Source organism: Maribellus luteus (assembly GCF_003576475.1).
Classification (GTDB): domain Bacteria; phylum Bacteroidota; class Bacteroidia; order Bacteroidales; family Prolixibacteraceae; genus Draconibacterium; species Draconibacterium luteum.
Window position 1 is genome coordinate 397,286 of the sequence record NZ_QWGR01000002.1, and the last position, 21,062, is coordinate 418,347.

General features: G+C 38.7%; 16 protein-coding genes. 2 read left to right on the forward strand and 14 right to left on the reverse strand.

Translation table 11 applies throughout. The features are described from left to right. Positions 1–296 precede the first annotated feature (296 nt). Positions 297–1,007 carry a UMP kinase gene (gene pyrH / locus D1614_RS04355; RefSeq protein WP_119436671.1) on the forward strand — a complete coding sequence of 237 codons (711 nt, stop codon included), beginning with the start codon at positions 297–299 and terminating at the stop codon, positions 1,005–1,007. Positions 1,008–1,114: 107 nt separating this feature from the next. Continuing rightward, entirely contained in the window at positions 1,115–1,678 is a 564-nt protein-coding gene (frr, locus tag D1614_RS04360; protein WP_119436672.1) for a ribosome recycling factor, read from the forward strand. A 301-nt stretch (positions 1,679–1,979) separates the two neighbouring features. Here the strand turns inward: frr and D1614_RS04365 are convergent, their stop codons facing one another. The 14 genes from D1614_RS04365 to D1614_RS04435 form a co-directional block, all read right to left on the reverse strand. Next, on the reverse strand, positions 1,980–3,569 hold the full coding sequence (locus tag D1614_RS04365) for a glycoside hydrolase family 31 protein (protein ID WP_119436673.1): 1,590 nt from the start codon (positions 3,567–3,569) through the stop codon (positions 1,980–1,982). Between the two features lie 24 nt (positions 3,570–3,593). Beyond that, positions 3,594–4,691 carry an acyltransferase family protein gene (locus D1614_RS04370; protein WP_119436674.1) on the reverse strand — a complete coding sequence of 366 codons (1,098 nt, stop codon included), beginning with the start codon at positions 4,689–4,691 and terminating at the stop codon, positions 3,594–3,596. Positions 4,692–4,746: 55 nt separating this feature from the next. Continuing rightward, complete coding sequence (locus D1614_RS04375; protein WP_119436675.1) at positions 4,747–6,144, reverse strand: glycoside hydrolase family 28 protein; 1,398 nt, start codon at positions 6,142–6,144, stop codon at positions 4,747–4,749. Between the two features lie 11 nt (positions 6,145–6,155). Then, positions 6,156–7,592: a DUF4832 domain-containing protein gene (locus D1614_RS04380; protein WP_119436676.1), complete on the reverse strand. Its 1,437-nt coding sequence runs from the start codon at positions 7,590–7,592 to the stop codon at positions 6,156–6,158. 274 nt (positions 7,593–7,866) lie between these two features. Next, positions 7,867–8,949, reverse strand: coding sequence for a CehA/McbA family metallohydrolase (locus tag D1614_RS04390; RefSeq protein ID WP_162304412.1), 1,083 nt, complete (start codon positions 8,947–8,949; stop codon positions 7,867–7,869). 194 nt (positions 8,950–9,143) lie between these two features. Next, positions 9,144–9,629, reverse strand: a complete 486-nt coding sequence (locus D1614_RS04395; RefSeq protein WP_119436679.1) for a DoxX family membrane protein — start codon at positions 9,627–9,629, stop codon at positions 9,144–9,146. Between the two features lie 11 nt (positions 9,630–9,640). Further along, positions 9,641–11,176, reverse strand: coding sequence for a Gfo/Idh/MocA family protein (locus D1614_RS04400; RefSeq protein ID WP_119436680.1), 1,536 nt, complete (start codon positions 11,174–11,176; stop codon positions 9,641–9,643). A gap of 12 nt (positions 11,177–11,188) precedes the next feature. Beyond that, complete coding sequence (locus D1614_RS04405) at positions 11,189–12,136, reverse strand: sugar phosphate isomerase/epimerase family protein (protein ID WP_119436681.1); 948 nt, start codon at positions 12,134–12,136, stop codon at positions 11,189–11,191. A gap of 68 nt (positions 12,137–12,204) precedes the next feature. Further along, positions 12,205–13,476 (reverse strand): M14 family zinc carboxypeptidase, encoded by a 1,272-nt coding sequence (locus tag D1614_RS04410; RefSeq protein ID WP_119436682.1) that lies wholly within the window; start codon positions 13,474–13,476, stop codon positions 12,205–12,207. 19 nt (positions 13,477–13,495) lie between these two features. Continuing rightward, on the reverse strand, positions 13,496–14,560 hold the full coding sequence (locus D1614_RS04415) for an amidohydrolase family protein (RefSeq protein ID WP_119436683.1): 1,065 nt from the start codon (positions 14,558–14,560) through the stop codon (positions 13,496–13,498). 76 nt (positions 14,561–14,636) lie between these two features. After that, positions 14,637–16,313 (reverse strand): FAD-dependent oxidoreductase, encoded by a 1,677-nt coding sequence (locus D1614_RS04420; protein ID WP_119436684.1) that lies wholly within the window; start codon positions 16,311–16,313, stop codon positions 14,637–14,639. 78 nt (positions 16,314–16,391) lie between these two features. Beyond that, positions 16,392–17,420: a carbon-nitrogen hydrolase family protein gene (locus D1614_RS04425; protein WP_119436685.1), complete on the reverse strand. Its 1,029-nt coding sequence runs from the start codon at positions 17,418–17,420 to the stop codon at positions 16,392–16,394. Between the two features lie 161 nt (positions 17,421–17,581). Further along, entirely contained in the window at positions 17,582–19,249 is a 1,668-nt protein-coding gene (locus D1614_RS04430) for a right-handed parallel beta-helix repeat-containing protein (protein ID WP_119436686.1), read from the reverse strand. Positions 19,250–19,466: 217 nt separating this feature from the next. Then, complete coding sequence (locus D1614_RS04435; protein ID WP_119436687.1) at positions 19,467–21,029, reverse strand: RagB/SusD family nutrient uptake outer membrane protein; 1,563 nt, start codon at positions 21,027–21,029, stop codon at positions 19,467–19,469. Positions 21,030–21,062: the final 33 nt, after the last annotated feature.

Sequence of the window (21,062 nt, forward strand, 5' to 3'; positions counted from 1 at the left end):
TGGGCTAAAATAATTATGTTTATGATTCGATTGAGTCAACGGGGTTTATCCCAGCGAAGTGTCATTAATACCCAAATCTGATATTGCTCATATTTTTCAGAAGTAAAAAATAACATCTTCGTTTACTGTTAGTTAAAGATACTCTTAAAAAACGCTTGATATTGAGTACTATTATTGCGAAGGGTAATAGTATGAAGACACCCTGAGTGTCGGGCCGGCTGCCGGAAGACAGCCGGCTTTTTTGTGTCAGAAAAGGAAAAGTATTTTAACTTTGTCGGGCAATTAAAATAAAACTCATGGCGAAATACAAACGCATCCTTTTAAAGCTGAGTGGAGAATCACTGATGGGAGATCAGCAATACGGAATTGATCAAATCCGCTTAAATGATTACGCAGAGCAGATAGCCGCTTTGGTAAAGAGTGGAGTAGAGGTAGGTATTGTAATTGGAGGCGGAAACATATTTCGTGGTTTAAGCGGAGCTGCCAAAGGGTTTGATCGGGTAAAAGGCGATCAGATGGGAATGCTGGCTACGGTAATTAATAGCCTGGCGTTAAACTCTGCATTAATAAATGGCGGAGTCCGGTCCAGGGTGATGACTGCTATTCGCATGGAGCCTGTAGGCGAGTACTATTCAAAGGAAAAAGCGGTTGATGCATTGGCAAAAGGTGAAGTTGTCATTATATCGGGAGGAACGGGAAATCCGTATTTTACCACCGATACAGCCAGCGCTTTAAGAGGAATTGAGATTGAAGCGAATGTTATGTTAAAAGGTACCCGGGTAGATGGAATTTATTCGGCCGATCCGGAAAAAGATGCTTCAGCAACCAAATTCGAGAGCATCACTTTTGACGAGATCTATGCGCGCAATTTGCGAATAATGGATTTGACCGCTACAACTTTGTGTAAGGAAAACAATTTGCCTATCCTGGTTTTTAATATGGATCAAAAAGGTAATTTGCAAAGAGTTATGAATGGGGAACCAATTGGAACGATTGTGCATAACTGATCCGGGTTTATTTGAATTGGGAATAAATTATTTAAAAAATTTTCACGTTTATATATTTTTTCTATATTTGCTAACAATCCACGGTTGGTAATACAGTGTTTTAACTAATGCAAGAGGAAGTAGATTTCGTTTTAGACGTCTGTAAAGAGAAGATGGAGGGAGCAGTTGGGCACCTCGAAAAGGAGTTGGTTCACATTAGAGCAGGAAAAGCTTCACCAACCATGTTGGATGGCGTTCATGTAGAATATTATGGAAGTTTGGTACCGCTAAGTCAGGTATCAAATGTGAGTACACCTGATGCAAGGACCATTGCCATTCAACCTTGGGAAAAGAAATTAATTTCTGAAATTGAAAAGGCAATTATGGCAGCCAATTTGGGTTTTAATCCGGATAACAACGGAGAGATTATTCGAATTAACATTCCTGTTTTGACGGAAGAGAGAAGGAGAGGCTTGGTAAAACAGGCGCATCAGGAAGGTGAAAATGCCAAGATCAGTGTACGGTCAGCAAGAAAAGATGCTAACGACAGCTTGAAAAAATTGCAAAAAGACGGTTTGTCGGAAGATATCCAAAAGGATGCCGAGGCAGATGTACAAAAAATGACTGACAACTATTCGAAGAAGATCGATTCTTTAGTGGAAGCTAAAGAAAAAGATATAATGACTATTTAATTGTTTCTAGTTTTCTGTTTTCTGAACATTGTTTAATTGTTTTCATGGCTTTGAGGCAGCTTGTAGAAGCTGCCTTTTTTTTTGCCCTTTTTTATCGTGGAATTTGTTAACTGAAGCCTACCTCGGGATCAGTTCAAAAATCAGGTGGAGTGAATTGTTCATGCATAGATTTTAGCCACGTTAAACCAAAAGTGTATGGGAACCATTTATCAAAAGGTCCCAGTTGATCTGCAATTATTTTAAACTTATGTCTGTTCCATGGCATAACTAAATTTCGCCAGCGATTGGCCTAAAACCACCTCTATTTTACTCTTTTAAAATAAGGCAGACGATCCAAAAAAACTTCTATATTCACAGACTTACCCCCTTTATAAGTAACTCCAATTTCATCTATCCAATTACCTTTTGGGAGTATTACATTTTGCCTCTGCGCCCCTTTTTCAAGGACGGGAGCTACAAGGATATCGTTGCCAAGCATAAATTGATTTTTTACCTTTTCATATCCCTGGTGTGGGAAAACATATTCCATAGGACGAACGATTGGTTCGCCTGAAGCTGCAGATTCTTTTGCAAGTTCAAGAATTAAGGGCACAAAGTCTTCCCTTATTTCAACTGCCTTTTTACACGCGGCTAAATGTTCATCGTCCAATATTCGCCAGGGGGCAACAGAAAATTGCATCATTGGCATTAAAGCATGGCATTGCGCCGATCTAACAATTAACTCCTGATCTATAGTTTCAGTATTTAAAAAAGAAAGGAATTCTCCACCTCCAATCATGTCAGGGCAAGCAAAACTATAGCCCATAATTCCCTGCACTAAAATATCGGGCACCAATTTTTGCAAATCATCCCAAGTATGAAGCTTGTCTCTTAGCCGGTTAACAATTGGTTGTCCGGCCATTTTCCACATTGCCCTGTATTCATTCAATGGGTAGTCAAGCCCAATCCTTGCATATAATTCACAATGTTCTTGAGGAATTACCTTTTCTACCCCTGAATAGCATTCAGCATAATGCTCAAAATCGCCGGCATCTAGCTTAAAACCATCGATGCCGTATTTTACCATTAACTTATCAAGTTGGCCTTTAAACCATTGGTTGGCTTCAGTTTTAGAAAGGTCTAAAATAGCACTGTATCCATTCCACCATTCCACAACCGCAGGCTTCCCCAATTTATCAGTCAGAAGCATTGCGTCGTCACTTAAGCTACGGAATATATCACAATCAGGACTAACAAAGGGACAAACCCACAACATCACCTTAAATCCCATTGCGTGAAGCGAATCAATCATCATTTTTGGGTTAGAAAAACGACCTTCATGAAATTCCCATTTCCCATAATCCTCTTGCCAGTTATCATCAATCATTAATACTCCTGGCGGAAAATCGTTTGCAATTATTTGACGTGCATAGTTTAAGATGTCTTCCTGATTCTGATCATACATCAATTCAATCCATGTATTGTACTGAGGGGCGGCAAACAACAACTCATCTGGCAATTTACCTGATGGTGGGAAATAATTCTTTGCGGCGAAATTGAATCCTTCGTTTAAAGTTTCTCCTGCCTTAAAATAAATCAACGATGAATCTGGAGATGACACATTTAACATTTCATTTTCTAAGGATATTTCAAATGGTTCTTCCGACCAAATAACATGCCCCTGGCTCGAAAGGAGCATAGGTTGCACCTGATTGCCATAGTTGTCATTTAAATTTGCTTTATAGCCATTTTGAACAGGCATCAAACTTCCATGATTAATTACACCTGACCACCATTCCATATTTTTTTCAACTGGAATGGTAATTTGATGCTGCTTTTTATGTTGCGCATTCACATTCAAAGTAAATACGAGTAGAAGTATTTTTAATCCTGTACAGAGTAGTTTGTTCATTGTTCTTTTATTAGAATGAGTGAATTAAATTTTAATAAACAACTTCCGTTTATACATCCAATAACAGATGTACCAAAGCCCAAATGCTACCAATAGAGAGGTAATGATTAGTGTGCCAAGTTCCCCTGTCCATCCAAAAAGTGCTGTTGAAAATGGTCTGATAACTTGTCCCAACAAATCAGCACCTCCAACATGCGCAAACAGATAAATAAACAAAGGATTCATACCAACTACCGCAAAAAATTTCACTCCTTTTTGAACCTTCATCATGTCAATTAGCCAGAAAGAGGCTGCAAGGGCTAGAAAAGTCCATCCGGCACTTGCAAATACAAATGAAGTAGTTGAGATTCGTTTAATTATAGGAGTTATTGGATCTAGTCCATATCCTATAAGTAGCCCAACAATTCCTGCAACTATTAAAATATAAAGCTTCTTTTTATTTGTTTTATTGCTCATTAATAAGTTGCCGGCCAAAACTCCCCAAATGGTATGAGCAGAAGTCGGTATGGCATTAAACGACACCCAATGCCCGGATGCCAATTCCCCTGAAATCATCATATCAAACCAGGCTCCAAAATTGTGGTCTGGAGTAAATGGCTGGTTGAATCCTTCTATCCAGAAAACGCGGTAAATAATTTCTGTAAAAATCAATATTCCAAGAGATACCGAGATTTGAGTTAAGGGTGATTTTCGTATTAAAAGAAAGGCAACTATAATAGTTACAGAAAGTTGTGCCAATACATTTTGAAATCGGAACGCAATTCCATCGGGAATACAATACAATCCCCATCCTAATAAAAGGAGCAGCAATGAGCGAGTGATTATATGTTTTAATATGGATTTATAACTATCTCCTTTACTTATTCTTTTTGAGAATGATAAAGGCATTGCCACCCCCACAATAAACATAAAAAATGGTTGTATCAAATCCCAAAACCTAAGCCCATGCCAGGGATGGTGATGCAACTGTTCACCAATGAAAAAAACAAAAGAACCTTTAAGTTGAGGTGAAACAAGGTGGTCGAACAAAAAAGTAAACTCTGCTATTAATAAAAACATAGTAAATCCCCTGAAAAAATCCAGGGACAGTAACCGGGATTGCGTATTTTCTGTGGTATTCATTAAATCATTTTTTAAAAACATAACTAATACTATTTATTTGGTATTAAGATTTTTATTATTCCTTCTGTTCTGACGGTTGTTCATCCCAGCTAAAACCTTCAAGATTTTCATGTATGAATCTTTTGTTGTGAATCGTATCAGCTGTCACATTTTTCAAATTCACCTCTTTAACAGGCAGTTCTGCCTGCCCCTGAATTTTAGAAACAAACTGTACATCCGACACCTGAATATTTTCGATATAAATATTTTCGATTGAAGTTAGCTTGCGTTCATAGGTAGAAACCAAATGCCGCCATTGATATAATACATCTGTATCAATACCAAGTATCCCGTTTTTTATATGATCGGCTTTGATGTTACTGACAAATATGTTTTTAACATAACCACCCCTGCGTTCATTGGTTTTTATAAATACAAGGTGGTTTAACGACGATTTTGCCTCTTCGGTAACGATACAATTATCCATGAAAATATTTTCAACTCCTCCCGACAATTCACTTCCAATTGCTAATAACTGGTGACCGTTTTTTACGGTACAATTTCGAATGACAATATTTTTAGATGGGGTGTTTAAACGCCATGCATCCTGGTTGCGACCTGATTTTACGGCTATTGCATCATCGCCCTGGTCAAAAGTGCAGTTCTCAATCAAAACATTTTGACTCATTTCAGGGTCCACCCCATCGTTATTATGCCCATGCGCTTTAACCTCAACGTCTCTGATTACAATATTTTTTGAAAGGAAGGGATGAATTACCCAGAAAGGGCTGTCTTTTATAGAGATCCCTTCTATCAAAATATTCTCGCAACGGTTAAACTGAATAAATTGTGGGCGCAGATGGGCACTGTCGCCAACCATTTGACGTTCTGTAACAGGAACATCCTTTGCTCCCATATGGTACAGCCTGATAAGGGCATCCATATGTGCTTTGGGGCGTTCGAACCATTCGGTCCACACATCCATCTTTGCTTTTAAAACCCCTTTGCCTGTTATAGCTATGTTTTGGCACTGGAAAGCATAAATTAATGGTGAATAGTTGTAACACTCCATGCCTTCCCATGTTGAAGAAACAGCAGGCAAATAATCGTCCGGATTATCCGAAAACAAAAGCATCGCCCCTTCATCTAGATGTAAATTGACATTGCTTTTAAAATGGATTTTTCCCGTCAGCCAGACACCTTTAGGAATGACCACAATTCCACCACCAACTTTATTTGCCTGATAAATTGCATCAGCAATAGCCTTCGACGTTTTGTCTTTATTTCCCGGCACTGCTCCAAAATCGGTTATTAACAGCTTTTTGCAGTTGCTAAAATCAGGCACTTTGATGCCTGGCATCTCAAAAGGTGCTTTAACATTTATTTCAATACTTTTTAATGAGCTGTGCTCCTCCGCACATGAAATAAAAAATATAGTAACCAAAACTATTATAACTGACAGTTCCTTTTTCATTTTTCTTCTTATTATTTAATATCCTTAATTTCTATTTCTCCAAATGAGTACCAACCTTCATTGGTTCTCCCTTCAATAGCAAGGTTAACTTTAGGTTGGTGGGTCTGTTTATCAACGATTCCAATCTGCATTTGATATTTTCCCGTTGGCATATCCCATGGAATAGCAATTGCATCATCATAAATATTGTCGCCAGGCAACCATGATCGAATATCAGCGTCTGTAATAAAAACTTCCGTTCTGGCATCGTTTGTAAGCTTTATTGCTAAAAGAAAATCTTTATAAATTGGAGCAACACCCTTGTTTTCCCACCACGATTTAAATCGAAACATCTCTCCGGGAGCAACATATTCGGGATAAGAAATAGTGCGAAGCACAAAACGATACCCCATTTTCTTAAGCCACTCATCTACCAAATCTTTCCATTCTTCAGGCACCGGCGATGATTTAGCATTAAAAGATGAGATATGCCATTTCAAAGATTCATTAAAAATATACTCAACATCTTGTCGGTTATATCCTTGTTCTTCTTTCCATCGAAGAAATGTTCCACATATTTCAAAACTTAATGGCGCACTTTCCCATGCGTCTTTCACCCCGCAATTAATTATTCTTTGTGGATAAAGGTCGTACATGTGCGCAAAGCCATTTTCTTCGGCTGCCCAAAAATCAAGATCGCCAATACAATCAACCCGCCAGCCCATATCCCCAAAGGAATCAGCATACTTATTGGTTTTTTCATCCATTAACAAGGCAATTAAGGGTGTTTTTGTAAACGATTCGGTATATGCTTCCACTAGCAGCTGCATAGTATTTTTGGAAAGTAATTGAGAACTTTCTCCTTCTCCCCACGCACCAACAATCGCCAAGTCGATTCCTTCAACGTCAGGATGTCCATCGTACCTTGCACCCATCGCTCGTATCATTCTTCCAAAATATTGGGCATACCTTGGATCTTCAGGATCTACAGCCCATTTTGGAACCGGACTTTTCCACTCACGTTTGGGATCTACCATTTTCCTGTACCAATCAGGAACATCTTCATTATCATAGGTTCCATAGGGGGCAATCCGAATCATTAAAGTCTGTCCTCTACTCGTGGCGCTTTGCAATGCCCGGTCAAGCAAATCCCAATTGTAATTCCCCTCTTCGGGTTCAATATATTTCCAATAAATACGAAAATATGCAATTGTTGTAGCGGGGTGATCCTCATTGGTTAAATCCCCGTCAAATTCCTGGTATTCAATCGGAAATCCTTCAGTCCAGCTATTGCCTGAATTTAAGCTGTCGCCATTAAAACGTTGAAAGGTCATGAATCCCTTACCGGGATTTGTTAAAACATCATCTATTTCGACTGGTCGGACTCTTATTAATTGTTGTGCAGTTGAATGATTGGCTACTGCTAAAATTGCACAAAGCAAAAACAGGTAATTTTTTAGCTTATTCATTTTATGTTTATTTGTCGTGATTAAGTATGAATGCAGTGTGTTTTATACATCTCTACAACCAATTTATTTTTTACTCTAAATCTATCAATGTCGAATTCTTTTATATGTCAGCATTCGTTCTGTTCCTTTCGATGCTTTTGGATAAATCTTCGAAGATTGGTTTTTCAGTTGTTCATAAAATGGTCTTGGTGGTATTTGGACTCTTTATTGTTATTCTAAAGCAGGTAGGGCACAATCGTTTTATATTTTAAGCCATTGCTCTTAATGATCAAAATTAGTTCTCTATAAAAACCGGTGAAGAAATTGCTTCATTTCCATCCTGCTGAGTTACTTTCACATAATAATAATCACCGGGCGAAGTATCAATTTCTCCGGTAATAGTCACATCAAGTTCGATGATGTTCCATTCATTTAGCCTCTTCCCGTTTTTATACATCTGCACTATGGTAAAAATTTCATTTTCAGTATCTGATGCAGAAACAATAAAACTATAAGTATCACTTTTTATGATAGCTCCCATTTCATTCCCTCCAACTTTAAAAGAGAGAGCTAAAGTTTTATCAAGAGTAGAATAAAAGCGTCTGGATTTTAAGGCTTCGTAAAGAGCACTCCTGGTTAATGTGTCAGCTAAAATGGCTAACCGCTTTTGAGTATAATTTCCATGATCTCCCCGGTGGTTATCTTCGGAACCGGTTGCACCAAGTTTCCATCCTCTCATATTAGCTTCATCGTAAAATGATTTTTTGTCATCATTCGGATAATAACCATCGTTATAATAGTACCTGCTAAATTCGTTGCGACCATTCCATAGCTCCATTCCAACAAATTTATCGGAAGGGGTATCTGTAAAATGGTTGAATTCATTATTATTCACATCTTCCCTTCCAGGATGGTTAAAGAAAGCAACACACTCAGTCTTATTCACCCAATTCAGCAAACCGGTAAAAGTGTTTTCAGGTTCAGCCTTACACGAACAGTATTCTTCAGAATTAATTACTGCCACATGTCCCACATCACTCGACCATTCAAATCCCCGAAATGTTGTAAATACGCCATCTTTGTTAAATTCATCAGCTGCAATTTTCATTGCATCCCATTCCGAAGGTTCAATCCAGAGATCGTGGTCGGCCAAACTAAAAAAATCCATATCACTAAAACGGTATGCGTAGTAATAAACATCATGGGGTGTACCTAAACCATCTGAAACGTTGGAGTGGTTGTGTAATGTCCCGAAATAAACATTGTACCCTCCTATTGTTTGACGTTTGATATGATCAAATTCCCGTTTTTGGGCATAACTGCCTAAACTGCCTGAAACAGAAAGTAAGATAATCAGAATTAAATGCCTGTATTTCATAAGATTAAAGTTGATTGTAGTTAAAGGTATCATGAGTAACTCGCTTGATAAGCATGCTTCACCCGATTAAAATTCGTGACAAGCTGCGTAAAAAGAGTTTATCATGTTCGTTTCAAATTTCTTATTTTGCTTACTATCGTAGTAGTTGTTTGTCATCGATAAAGTTCAGCGAACGTCCTTTTTAGACAGAAGAGTTACTTTGCCAATTTAGCAAAGGCAAGCAATCTGTCTAATCCAATAATTTCACCTGTTGGAAACAGGAATAATACAAAAAGAGTGAATAATTCAATCAGGTTTTTATTCACTATGAGGTAACTTCCTTCGGCTACGGCAATAGCATCTAACCCAATAAAAGGCGGGTTGCTTATATAGTACATAAACAACAAAGCCATTCCACCTATACAAGCCCAGCGACTCAATAGCCCAACAATTAAACTTAGCCCAACCAAAACCAGCCCCCACTGATTGCAGAAATTAATAACGTCCAAGGTTGCTGCATTTGAAGCCATGCTTTTAAATAAATTAGCAAAAGGGCCTTGTGCTGCATTTAGAAACGATGCTGCCGACCAGGCAGGGTTAATAACTTTAACTAATCCTTCATATAAAAAATGCCACCCAATAAGCACTCTCAGTATTACTAAAGCAGCTATTTGCCAACTTGTATAATTTACATTTTTCATGTTCTTAATTTTTAAATAATCTTTTCATTTTCAGCATCCCACTCTACTACCCTCTTTTCCAGATAAGCAAGATTCGACATATAGAAGGTTGTCGTTTCTTCAAATCCGCGATTTACATTACAACTGGGTTGTATCCCTTGTCGAATACAGTACAACCACTCTTTTACATGTAAATATGTTGCATCCAGCTTTTTTCCGTTATGGTAAGTATATCCAAATCCCCGATCGTGGTAATATTTTGCAGTTGCTGAAGTTACTGCATCAACAGCATCCGATTTTGGATGATAGGTATATAACGGGGTATCTGATTCGAGTTCATATTTCTTATACTTCTCCGATTGTGAATCAGGAAATACAGCAACCCCAACATTAACTTCCATTGAAGCATCTTTGCCAAGAAAGGTTTTGTCGCGTAACCTGCTGTTTCGCAGCGTACAATCATAGGTTAACGACATCCCTCTATCGGGGTATTCAAAAATTGCATTAAACACATCTGGGATATCGCGCGGATCGTTAAAATAATAGTTACCACCGGATGCAATAACACGTTTTGGGATACCCAAATCCATCACTTGGTTTACACAGTCAAATTCGTGCGTAAACTGATTACCCGCGGGCCCTGTGCCATATTCGAACCATTTTTGCCAATTAAAATATCGGTCTAAATCCATCTCCCTCCAGGCTTTATCGCCAAGAAACTCCTTCCAATTTATATTCGACGCATTCGCATTTTTAGGGATTCCCCGTATCCAGGCTCCATGATCATTGTTTCTGTTGGTATAAGTTTCTACTAATGACACAGGCCCGATTACCCCTTTATCGATAATCTCTTTTGCCATGATATAGCTTGCCTGTTGCCTGTTCTGGTGACCAACCTGAAGTATTATTCCGGTTTCCAAAGTAACATCTCGCAGTAGCTTCGCCTCTTCGGCTGTCTGGCACATTGGTTTTTCGAGGTAAACATGTTTTCCTGCCCGTGCTGCATCTATAGCCATTTTTGCGTGCCAATGGTCGGGAGTTAAAATAACAACTGCATCCAGATTATCATCGGCAAGCATTTCCCTGTAATTTGCGTAAATCTTGGGGCGGTTCAATTGTTTTGCCCCTCCCGACCGAAATGGGCTTGACACAATATCAGCAGCTTCTTCAGCCCGTTGCGAAAAAGTATCGCAAACGCCTGTAATCACAATATTTAAATCTTCCTGGTCTAAAAAGCTCTGCAACCTTGGACCAGGTACTCCGTTTTTAATTTTATCTTCAGACCACTCTTTTTCTGCAAAGCCCAGCGATCTCAACACCTGAGGCCCCCGAAAGCCATTGCCTACAATCCCAAGACGTATTTGCTTTCCTTTGGAAGAATATCCGGCTGCGGGTATTTGAATGGAAGTATCGGCAACCTCCAATTTCATTCGCGTGAAATCTGAACTACTTAAATCATTTTCATATTTCACATAAAACCTATTTGCAAAGTAGCCCAACACAGGTAATGTTACCAAAGCTTTTAATGTATCTCTGCGGGATATTTTATTTGATTTTTTCTCTTCCATACTTTTCAATTTTTAGCTTCCTAATAATGTATTTTTAAAATAATGAAGGTCACGCGTCAGATGCTTGTATATATCTTCTGGTAACATCGATGGATTTTTATTCCCTAACTCTGCGCCGCCCAGATCATATTCATAATGTAGTGTTATCGGTACCGAAGAAAGTTTTGCATCAATTTCATTCAAATATTTTTTAAAATTGACCATTCCTTCGCCTAGCGGAACCCATTTTGTTTCCCATCTTTTTCCTCCTTTTTTCCACACAAAATCTTTTATCGCTAAACTATTTATCCATGGGGCAATTACTTTTAGCGCCACTTCCCAAGAGAAACCTCCTTCGGCCACTGCATGCATAATGTCGTACTGAACTCCGATGTATTTAGGGTCAAAATCTCTTAGCAGATAATGCAAATCCCAAACCGCAGCACCCACCATTCCCCATGGTCCTGAATGGTTTTGGTAGCCACTCTTAACATTGTACTTCCTGTTCAACTTTAGCAGACCTTCCAATTGACGTTTATTGTTGTCAAGACTATCAAATACTGTATCGTTGGAATTGTATTTAAAATATCCCATCCGGTAGTATTTAATACCTAAGTCAGCGGCTGTACTCAATATATTTTCGGTATGCTTATCATCAGGATCATTAATATCTGTCACAATCATATGAACATCTGCCCCCGCCTTTCGAATTGCTTTAACAGCCTTTGGCAAATCGACTATTACATTTTCGGGTAAAACATGTCCCCCTTTTCTCACTGTCAAATCTGCTCCATCGAATCCTAATTTTGCGATTGTTTTACCTAACTCTTCGTAATTGAGAAATTGAAGGCATTTAGAAAACACGCACACTTTGTTTGTTTTGTGTGATGAAATTAGTTTAGCTGCTAATTCCGGGGCAATCGCTACTCCCGCAGTTGAAACTGAAGTTGCTTTTATAAAATTCCTTCTGGTAAAATTCATTTTGAATATTTAAGGTTGACGAGATTGCCTTGCTTACCCAAACTCCCTTATATCAACTATAATAAAATTTAATCTTCTTTTATCTCGTTACAATAGATGTCAAAGACAGTGCATAATTGACCGCCGAGAAGTATCCAGTCTTCTGAAAGTGGTTTCTTTTCCAGGCTCTTTATCCAGTGTGCATTGAGTTCGTAGACCAATGCATCGATACCATACCTCGACATCAACCCTTCTTCGAACGAAGTTGTCCCGTAAAAAGAGGTACTTTCGCTAAACCATGTCTTTTCGCGTAGTAACTTCTCCAACAATCTCATATTCCCTACATATCTCTTATTATCTTTCCCTTTGCCTGAAAAGAACAAAGGGCCATTCGAATCATTGTGGAAATCAATCGCTAATTCGGGTTTAAGTCCTTTGGCAATCATTCCTTCCAACCAACCTTCCATTGCCGCATTTTCAGGAGAAAGGACAGGATTTGCTGGTTCTGTAAGGTTCCGATTTAAATCCATGCCATTCAGGTTAAACCGGGAAACTCCTCTTGCTACACCATCCATGTTTGCCATGGGTAGAATGTAAACCGTGTAATTAGCTAAATATCCCTTGGATTCTCTCGAATTGTCAAGCAGTTTTTTGATAATCCCTTCAACCACCCAATTGCCGCCTGTTTCCCAGGCATGAGCCCGTGCACGAATAAATATTTTGTGTGGCGAATTGTTGCTTCCTACCTGAATTACCTGAAGTTCCCTTCCTTCAACAGTATTTCCAATTGGGGTAATTTTAACCTGCTCATCTTCTTTTATCTCTGACAACAAATTTTGAAGGTCACTAACCCGGTAAGGTTCAACCCTGGCAATATAAAGGGAATCTGATTCCATGTGGATTTTAACTTTCATCCGATCATCATCTATCCATTCCACGGGAACATGTTGCCAGTTTCGGTCATCTGGCGAGCTAATGCAATCCATAATCCAGGTCTCAAAAGGCATTTGTTTCCCATTGTAAATTTCACTGAAATTATGAAAGATAAGGGTGACATCATTTCCCTTTTCAGCTTCAAGCAAAAAATGCCAATGATCGTATGCCCGGTTCAGTGAGTTTCGCTCGTAGTCATATCCTAAATAAATATTTACGGTATTATTATCAGCCAACTCCCAATTCAAATTCGAACCATTTTCGATAAACTGATTTATATAGGTTAAACCTGATTTAGCATTTTGTTTTTTTGTAGTCTTTTCATTGCCTATCGAAGCAATGTTTAACCCTATTACACAGAACAAAACCAGCACAGCGATCCTCAATCCAGAGATATGTAAATTGTATATTTGTTTATTTTCAGACATCTAATACTATTATTTAGTTTTATTGAAATACTCCAGGATACCACTGTATTACATTATCGTGGTAAATTTTTCGTAACACCTTCACATCAAGTCCTAAACCCATAAAAGGAGAATCTAACTTTGGGGTACTCATCTCATCTTCAGTTGTAAAATACCTCCAATCGGCCCGCCATTCCTGATTCAATTCGGCAATAACTTCTTTAGAATTACTATTGTCTGAAATAATGTCAGTGGAATAGATTAACCGATCCTGATATTTGACTATAAAATCACGTACTTTTTTTGAATTCTGAACTTGAAAATGGCAAATTCGGGCAGCCATATCAACAGCAAAATTCGGATATCTATCAAGTCTTTTGGCCAGCTCATCGACGCTCCACTCAAGGCTTCCCAAATGTGCCCCAACAACCCTTAAATCCGTATTTTTTGCTAACCATCTGTCTCGTGCATTTATCTGGTCATCATAGGATGGGTAATCGGGATGTTGGTACATATGATATTGAGGATTGGCAGCAAAATATGATTTATCGTTGTTTACAGTCATCGAATCAATGGGCAGCCAACAATTTTTAGGTTCACCAATATGGGCAACAACAACCTTCCCTTCCTTTTTAATAAAATTAAATATCGAATCGAAGCGTTGATCATCAATCATGATAAAATTACCAAGGCTATCACGGAAAGTCATCCCAATGTCTTTCCAAACTTTTACCCCTATGGCGCCATCTTCAAAATCTTTTTCCAGTTTTTTTATCACCTCATCCTGCCATCCGGGCTCTTTAAATCTTTCCATCGAAAAAGTAGTGATATAGGCTATTGTTTGTGGAAATTTATTCCTTTGCGTTGTAGCAAAATCAAGTTGTTGTTTAATAAACTCACTACTCCCTGAACTTGTGCAGAGTGTAATCAACTTAAAGTTTTCCTTTTTGGCGAACTGCATTATTTCCGAATCTGCTGTCCGAATATGCACATGTGCATCAATCTTCGGAAAGTCTTCATATCGAGGTATTGTTTCATTTACGGAACAAGAGCACACAATCCATATAAGTCCTATTAATTGGGTAAATTTTAGTTTGCTTATCATGTTATCGTTTTAGGTTGCTATCAAATAAGAAATATTGTATTCCCGTTTGTTCTACTAAAAATCTTTCCAATGCATTTTAATCCAGAACCTGCCCTAATTTGATCAACTTATTTTTTATCTCGTTATACTCTACTTTCTGAACTCCTTTGTTATTATCAATTGCCAGAGAGGCAATTACGGCGGTGCTTTGGCCAAGAACCATAAATACGGGTTCCATTCGAATAGAACCAAAAGCGATATGTGTAGCACTCAGACAAACCGGAACAAGCAAATTAGAGCATTCTTCTTTTTTTGGAATCACGGAACGATAACTTATCGGAAATGGAGCTTTTACATGAGCTTCGACGTTTCCTTCGTTGGATACAAATCCCTCTGGGGTCACATATCGTTGCGTATTGTGAGAATCCATGCCATACGCTGCCATACCAATCCCATCAGAAACTGTCTGAATTCCTTCACAATGTTTTTGGGTCATCATCAATTCTCCAACCATGCGTCTTGCCTCTCGAATGTATAATTGCTGCTGCCAGCCATCTTTGTTCTCAAATTCATCCTTGCAGGTTCCAAACTGAGAAATATGATCTCGAATATCCTTTGGGATTCGGGGATGATAAGCTAAGGTCCACATTAAACCTTGCTGATAACTCTTGTGAGCCGCAACTATTTCTTTTCTTTCTGAATAGGAAGCATCCGGATAGCTGTAGTTGCCGCCGATAAAATCAGTAGATACTCCATGTTTATTGTTCGTATCTGTTTTGCGATTTGGCATTGAACTATTGATCCAGGGCATACGATTAAAGCCTGCCTCATAGTTCCGAAAAAGTAGTTCGTAAGCTTGTTCATTGTAGTCTGCTGGCTTAATAAACGGAATACGGTTCTCAGGGTGATCCGTAAGACACATTCGAAAACAATAGGCTTGTACCTTCCGATCACCGTTTCCGTCGTTTTCAATGCTTGGATTAATTCCGGGAAGCAAGCCTGAGGAAGCATCTCCGGGAATAATGTATGGATCGACTCCCTTAACAAGGTTGTGATTTCTTGCATTTATTGATAAAACACCCGTAAATGTGCGACTTGTATCGCTGCTCTGCACACCATTTAAAGACTCTCCATATTTAGAATTAGACTCTCTGCCAACAGCATAACTTACACCCGCTGAAGCCATCAAATCACCTTCATACGTGGCATCAATAAATACTTTGCCGAGATATGTTTCACCCGACTCCATGGTTATGGATTCTATGGTGTTGCCGGTTTTTAATACTCCTGTTGACCTATTGAGTTGCTGATTGTAAACGATGTGAATGTCGAGTCCCTTGATCATATTATGGTAAACGTTAAGAGCTGCAGAAGGCTCGAAAGTCCACATCGCGTCTTCGTTTTTGTTGGTTCGAGTTTGTCCTCCATCCCGATATTCACATTTCATCTGCCAAATCCAACTTGAAGAATCTTCATAATGCGTCTTAATGTTTTGATAAAATTCTCGGGCGATACCTCCTATTACCTGTTTATTGCCAATATCGGTCTGTCCAAGACCTCCGGTGGTAAGTCCACCCAGACGGTTCGTTGGTTCTATTAATATAACTGACTTCCCCGATCTCTCAGTTTGAATTGCTGCAGAAATACCAGCAGAAGTACCTCCGTAAATAACAACATCTGCTGAGAATTGTCCTTCTCTATTTGTATTCTTACATGATGTAAGGGCAATTAGAATAAATAAAGTAAGGATTGTTAATGTTTGAACTAATTTCATCTTACTTGATGTTTAAATAAATATGTACTGAGTTTTCTTGCATGGATAATTATCGTAATGCATTAACTTAGAGGTCGTTTAACCTCTAAGCTTTTTTTGCATATCGGTTGCACATTTTATATACTCTTCATGGGTCTTCATACCAAATTCTTTAAGTATATCGGCAACCTTAACATCAGGCGAAAGGCTTTCAATAATTGACCATTCTTCTTCATCGAAATTGGTAATCTTTACTTTTCGTCCGTACTTTGCATTGATCTCTTTAAACCGTTGGCAAAAGGGCCAGGTATGAAGGAATGCTTTCTCAAGGTTTATCGGTGCAATAGCCCAATATCTTTCCCACCTTCCTGTTTTTGCAACTTCTTCACCGGTGATATCACAAATTTTTGCTGTGCCACTAATTGTGCTTGAAACCACGCAAAATTTGTTTTGCCATGCTCTGGTATTTACGGCTTTTCCACCAGAATATGCTGAACAAAAGAAAACAATATCTGCCCCCTTTTCCTTCAATTTATCCCAACCATCGTTCCACTCAAGATCGAAACAAATTTGTACTCCAATTGTGCCAAAATCAGTTTTAAATACTGGTGGATCAAGTGGCCCCGGAGAAACTCCTTTACCCATTTCTCCCTCCGTTGTATAAATTTTCCGGTATTCGCCCAATACCTTCCCTGCTCTGTCGATAACCACTGCGGCATTGTAATATTTGCCATCTTCTACTGTATAGAGTGGACAGATAATATAGGTTCTATGCTTTTTAGCGAACTCAGCCAAGCGCCTGGTTATTTTCCCTAAAGGTTTCTCGGCAACATCTTTTATCGATATTTTCTCTGATATATGGAAAAAAGGAAAAACCTCAGGAAGACAAATTATATCGGGCTTATAGTTTACAATATCTTCCATATGGCCTAACACTTTCTCTATCATCTCCTGATGATTAACTGCGTCAATTTTGGTTAATGTTAGAGTCGCAATCCATACTTCCCGTGGTAACTTCCCAACTTCGAACTCTTCATTTAATCGTTTAGAGGACATTGTTGCTGAAGTTAATGAAACCCCAGCCCCAAGACCAAGTGCTGAATTTCTGATAAATTTACGTCGTTCCATATTCTAGTTTATGAAGTTATTTAAAGTGTAAAATCCTTATACGGGGAGTTTTTAAATTACTGCAAACACCTATTTTTTTTATCCAGATCGAATTAAAAAACATATGTATTTTCTTCTCATTTTTTCAATAGAAAAGCATGCCGTACCTATCGGCACAGCGGCTAGTAACTTTCTACTGCTCCGATATCAGGTGCATTTCCTTTATAAATCAAACTTACAGGAGCTTTGTCTTGCCATTGTATCTTTTTACTTAGAACCAAGTACCTGGTATCGTAATCAACACTTATTACTTGAACTTCTTCATCCCCAACACGGATCATATCCCCTTCAACAATATTAAATCCATCGGTAAAGAAATAAGGGTCCTCAACTTTCAAAACATTATTCTGAGCTGTACCAATTGCATACGTCAGAAATTTCCCCGCATCTACACAGAGACTACCTTTTGTTAATTCATATTCGCCTCGGTCAAGATTTTTCAGATTGGGTGAGTCGGCTATGAACCGGGGATTTCCCTGAATATTGTTCCTGCAATAATCGGGATAGGTTTTTTCAAAGGCATCCAGGGTATAGCCTTTGTCTTCTTTCCCCATTAAAACTACATCTTCATCCTTATCACTCTGTGCTGTGATGTTATTGTTGTAGAATCGGGTTTCTGAAGGATTGGCTGGGGAACGAAAAGCGATTTGAACACTTGGCACATCCCTTTTTGTATGAGCATCCTTGAATATCCTGTTTGCATAGAATATATTGTTTATGAAGATATTGTCATAAAACTCAGAATCTGAATTGTGTGAAAATTTAACTCCCGGCCCACTGCCATAACGACCTTTCTCTCCGTTGGAATAAACCGTGTTATTATAAATCCGGTTACTAAAATTGAATACAGCTTCGGGAGAGTCACCATCTCCTCCAATCTTGCCATATCCGCAAATATCCATGCCTCCTTCGCAGCCGGCAAATATGTTATTTCGCATAATGCACTTTACTCCAGCAAATTGAATGCCCCAACTTGCCGGAGCTTCCTTGCCATTGTAAAGCCCTTCTCGTTGTGAATTCGGCCCAAACAGGTTATTTTCAATGAGTATGTGTTCGCTCTTTCGGTAGGGGCCAGTCCACTCTCTGTCGCGGGTTGCAAATATCTCGAGGAGCTTTTGAATCGGATTGATCAATGTATTGTTTCGAATGGCTGAATTATGGACACCCATAAAAACCAGGCAGGTATGAGATGCGGTGTGAAAGGTATTGCCCTCAACCAAATGATTGCTCCCACCCTGAATAGAAAGCAGGTCGGTTCCATTTTTCACTATGTTATTCTTGAAGTGAAAATAGTCACCCATGGTTTTTAACTGACAGGATTCAAACATGGTACTGTTCTCAAAGTCGCAATTTTCAACGGTAATGTGGGACGATGATTTAATCGACATGAATTGAGGACAATCCAGGAACTTTAAACCTTTAATTACAATGTAGTCTTTTTGGTCAATCCATATGGCAGGGGCGAGTAAATCTCCGGTAAATTCAACTACTTCACCATCGAAATTTTTAAAAGTTATGTAATTCTTTTCTTCGCCGGAGTTTTTAGGGCTAAGTGGCTCATTGTATATACCACCCCTAATCAATACCTGAGTTCCTGCAATTGCAGCATTTGCAGCCGATTGTAATGCTTTATAAGCATCTCCATCAGAGCCGCTGCAGTTGCGGTTCGAAACAGAATAATTCCCTTCGCAATCAGCAGCTAGTTGTGGGTCGACATAAATTACCTGTGCATGCGATTGAAAACTGTTCAGCATAAAAAAAAGCAGTAGCAGAAGATATGGATTTTTCATAGCTTGAATGATAATCGTTTCAGAAAAAAATACGAATTAGCTTTGGATTACAGCCCAAGTATTAATAGGGGATACGTTAATTTTAATCCGATCAAAACCGGTATACCTGAATCAGATTCCCCTGTATAATTACAACAGGGGAATTGATTCAAATACCTAACTAAACTAACGATTATAATATTTTCAGATTTGTTTAAATCAGTTGTTTCAAATACTATTAATAACCTGGATTTTGAGGTTCCAGTTTGGGATGGATATCAATTTCTGTTTGTGGAATTGGAAGCAGGTAGTGTTTTGTTTTATTAAAATTGGGTTGGGGTTCCAATCCGTTGGCCCCAAACACCTGGTCTCCCATATCACGTCTTACAATATCATACCATCTTTTGAACTCAAAAGCTAATTCGAGTCTTCTTTCTTCCAGAACCAAGGTTCTGAAATCATCCTGATTGATTCCTGCTGGCACATCAGCAGGAGAAGTACTTGGACCATAAGAGCCATAACCAGCTCCTCCCCAGTTGACATTCCCACCTAAACGGGCACGGGCACGTATCTGATTCACGTAACCAACAGCTTCTGTTGTTTTTCCAATTTCATTTCCTGCCTCAGCCGCAATTAGAAGTACCTCTCCATATCTGAAAGCAATATAGTTCATATCAGACCTCCAACCTGCGGTACTGCTTTTTACTTCACCGGAGAAGCGTTCCAGTTTTGCTGCATGAGGCCTTGTAACGTTAAACTCGGTATAAGGCCTAACGATGCCGGTTCCGTCACGCATTATAATCGAATCGGTAAGGCTTACTCTTTTTCTGTAATCTTTTGCATCCCATGTTTCGTAAACTTTGAGGCTCGGAACAAGCATACTCCAGCCTCTCCATGGTTTATCTGCTCCATCAACACTATTAAATGCACCAATCGTTTGGTCATTTTCCAACGTAAAGGAGTTTACATCATTATCACCCGTTTGATTCGCAAGAAAGTCTACAGCGAAAATATACTCTTTGGAGTTATCCTGTGTTTCGGCTCTAAACAGATCCTGAAAATCAGTTTCCAGGGCGTAATTAAGCGAGCCTGCATTATCAATTACCCATTTTGCCTGTTCATAAGCTTCCTGCCAATTCCCTAATGTGAGATTGACTGAAGCCAATACAGTAGCAGCCGAACCTTTTGATGGCCTGGTCCGGACATCCCCGTCGGGATGTTCCATCGGCAAATGTTCTTTAGCATATTCCAAATCTTTGATAATGTTTATGTATACATCTGCAACAGAGGCTTTTGTAACTGAGCTAATTTCTGTGTCAGCATTATCGATATAAGGTATTTCTCCAAACAAACGCACAAGGTGGTAATAAACAAAAGCTCTTACAAATCTTGATTCTGCTTCTAACTTGTTTTTTACTTCCTGTGATTCATCTATCTGGGTAACACCATATAAAGCAGTGTTTGCAATCCCGATGATTCCATAAGAACACTTCCAGATAGACAAGGGAAAGGTGTTTGTAGTAGAATGGCTAAAATCATTTAAATCGGCATAATTCGAAAAATTAAAGCCTAGATCAACCATGTCGCTCATTATTTGTAAAGGAGTAGTTAGTCCTGAGCCATAATAGTTGGATGAAGCCATGGAACCATAACATCCATTAATGGCTGATTGCACATTTTCTTCTTTTAAAAAATATCCTTCCGGTGAAAGATATCCTACAGGTTCTTCAACCAAGTCGGTGCAGCTACCCGCTAAAACAAGAATTAAGATAAAAATATAGAATTTAGAAAATATCTTCATGTCGTTTTATTTAATGATTAAACAATTTAGTTA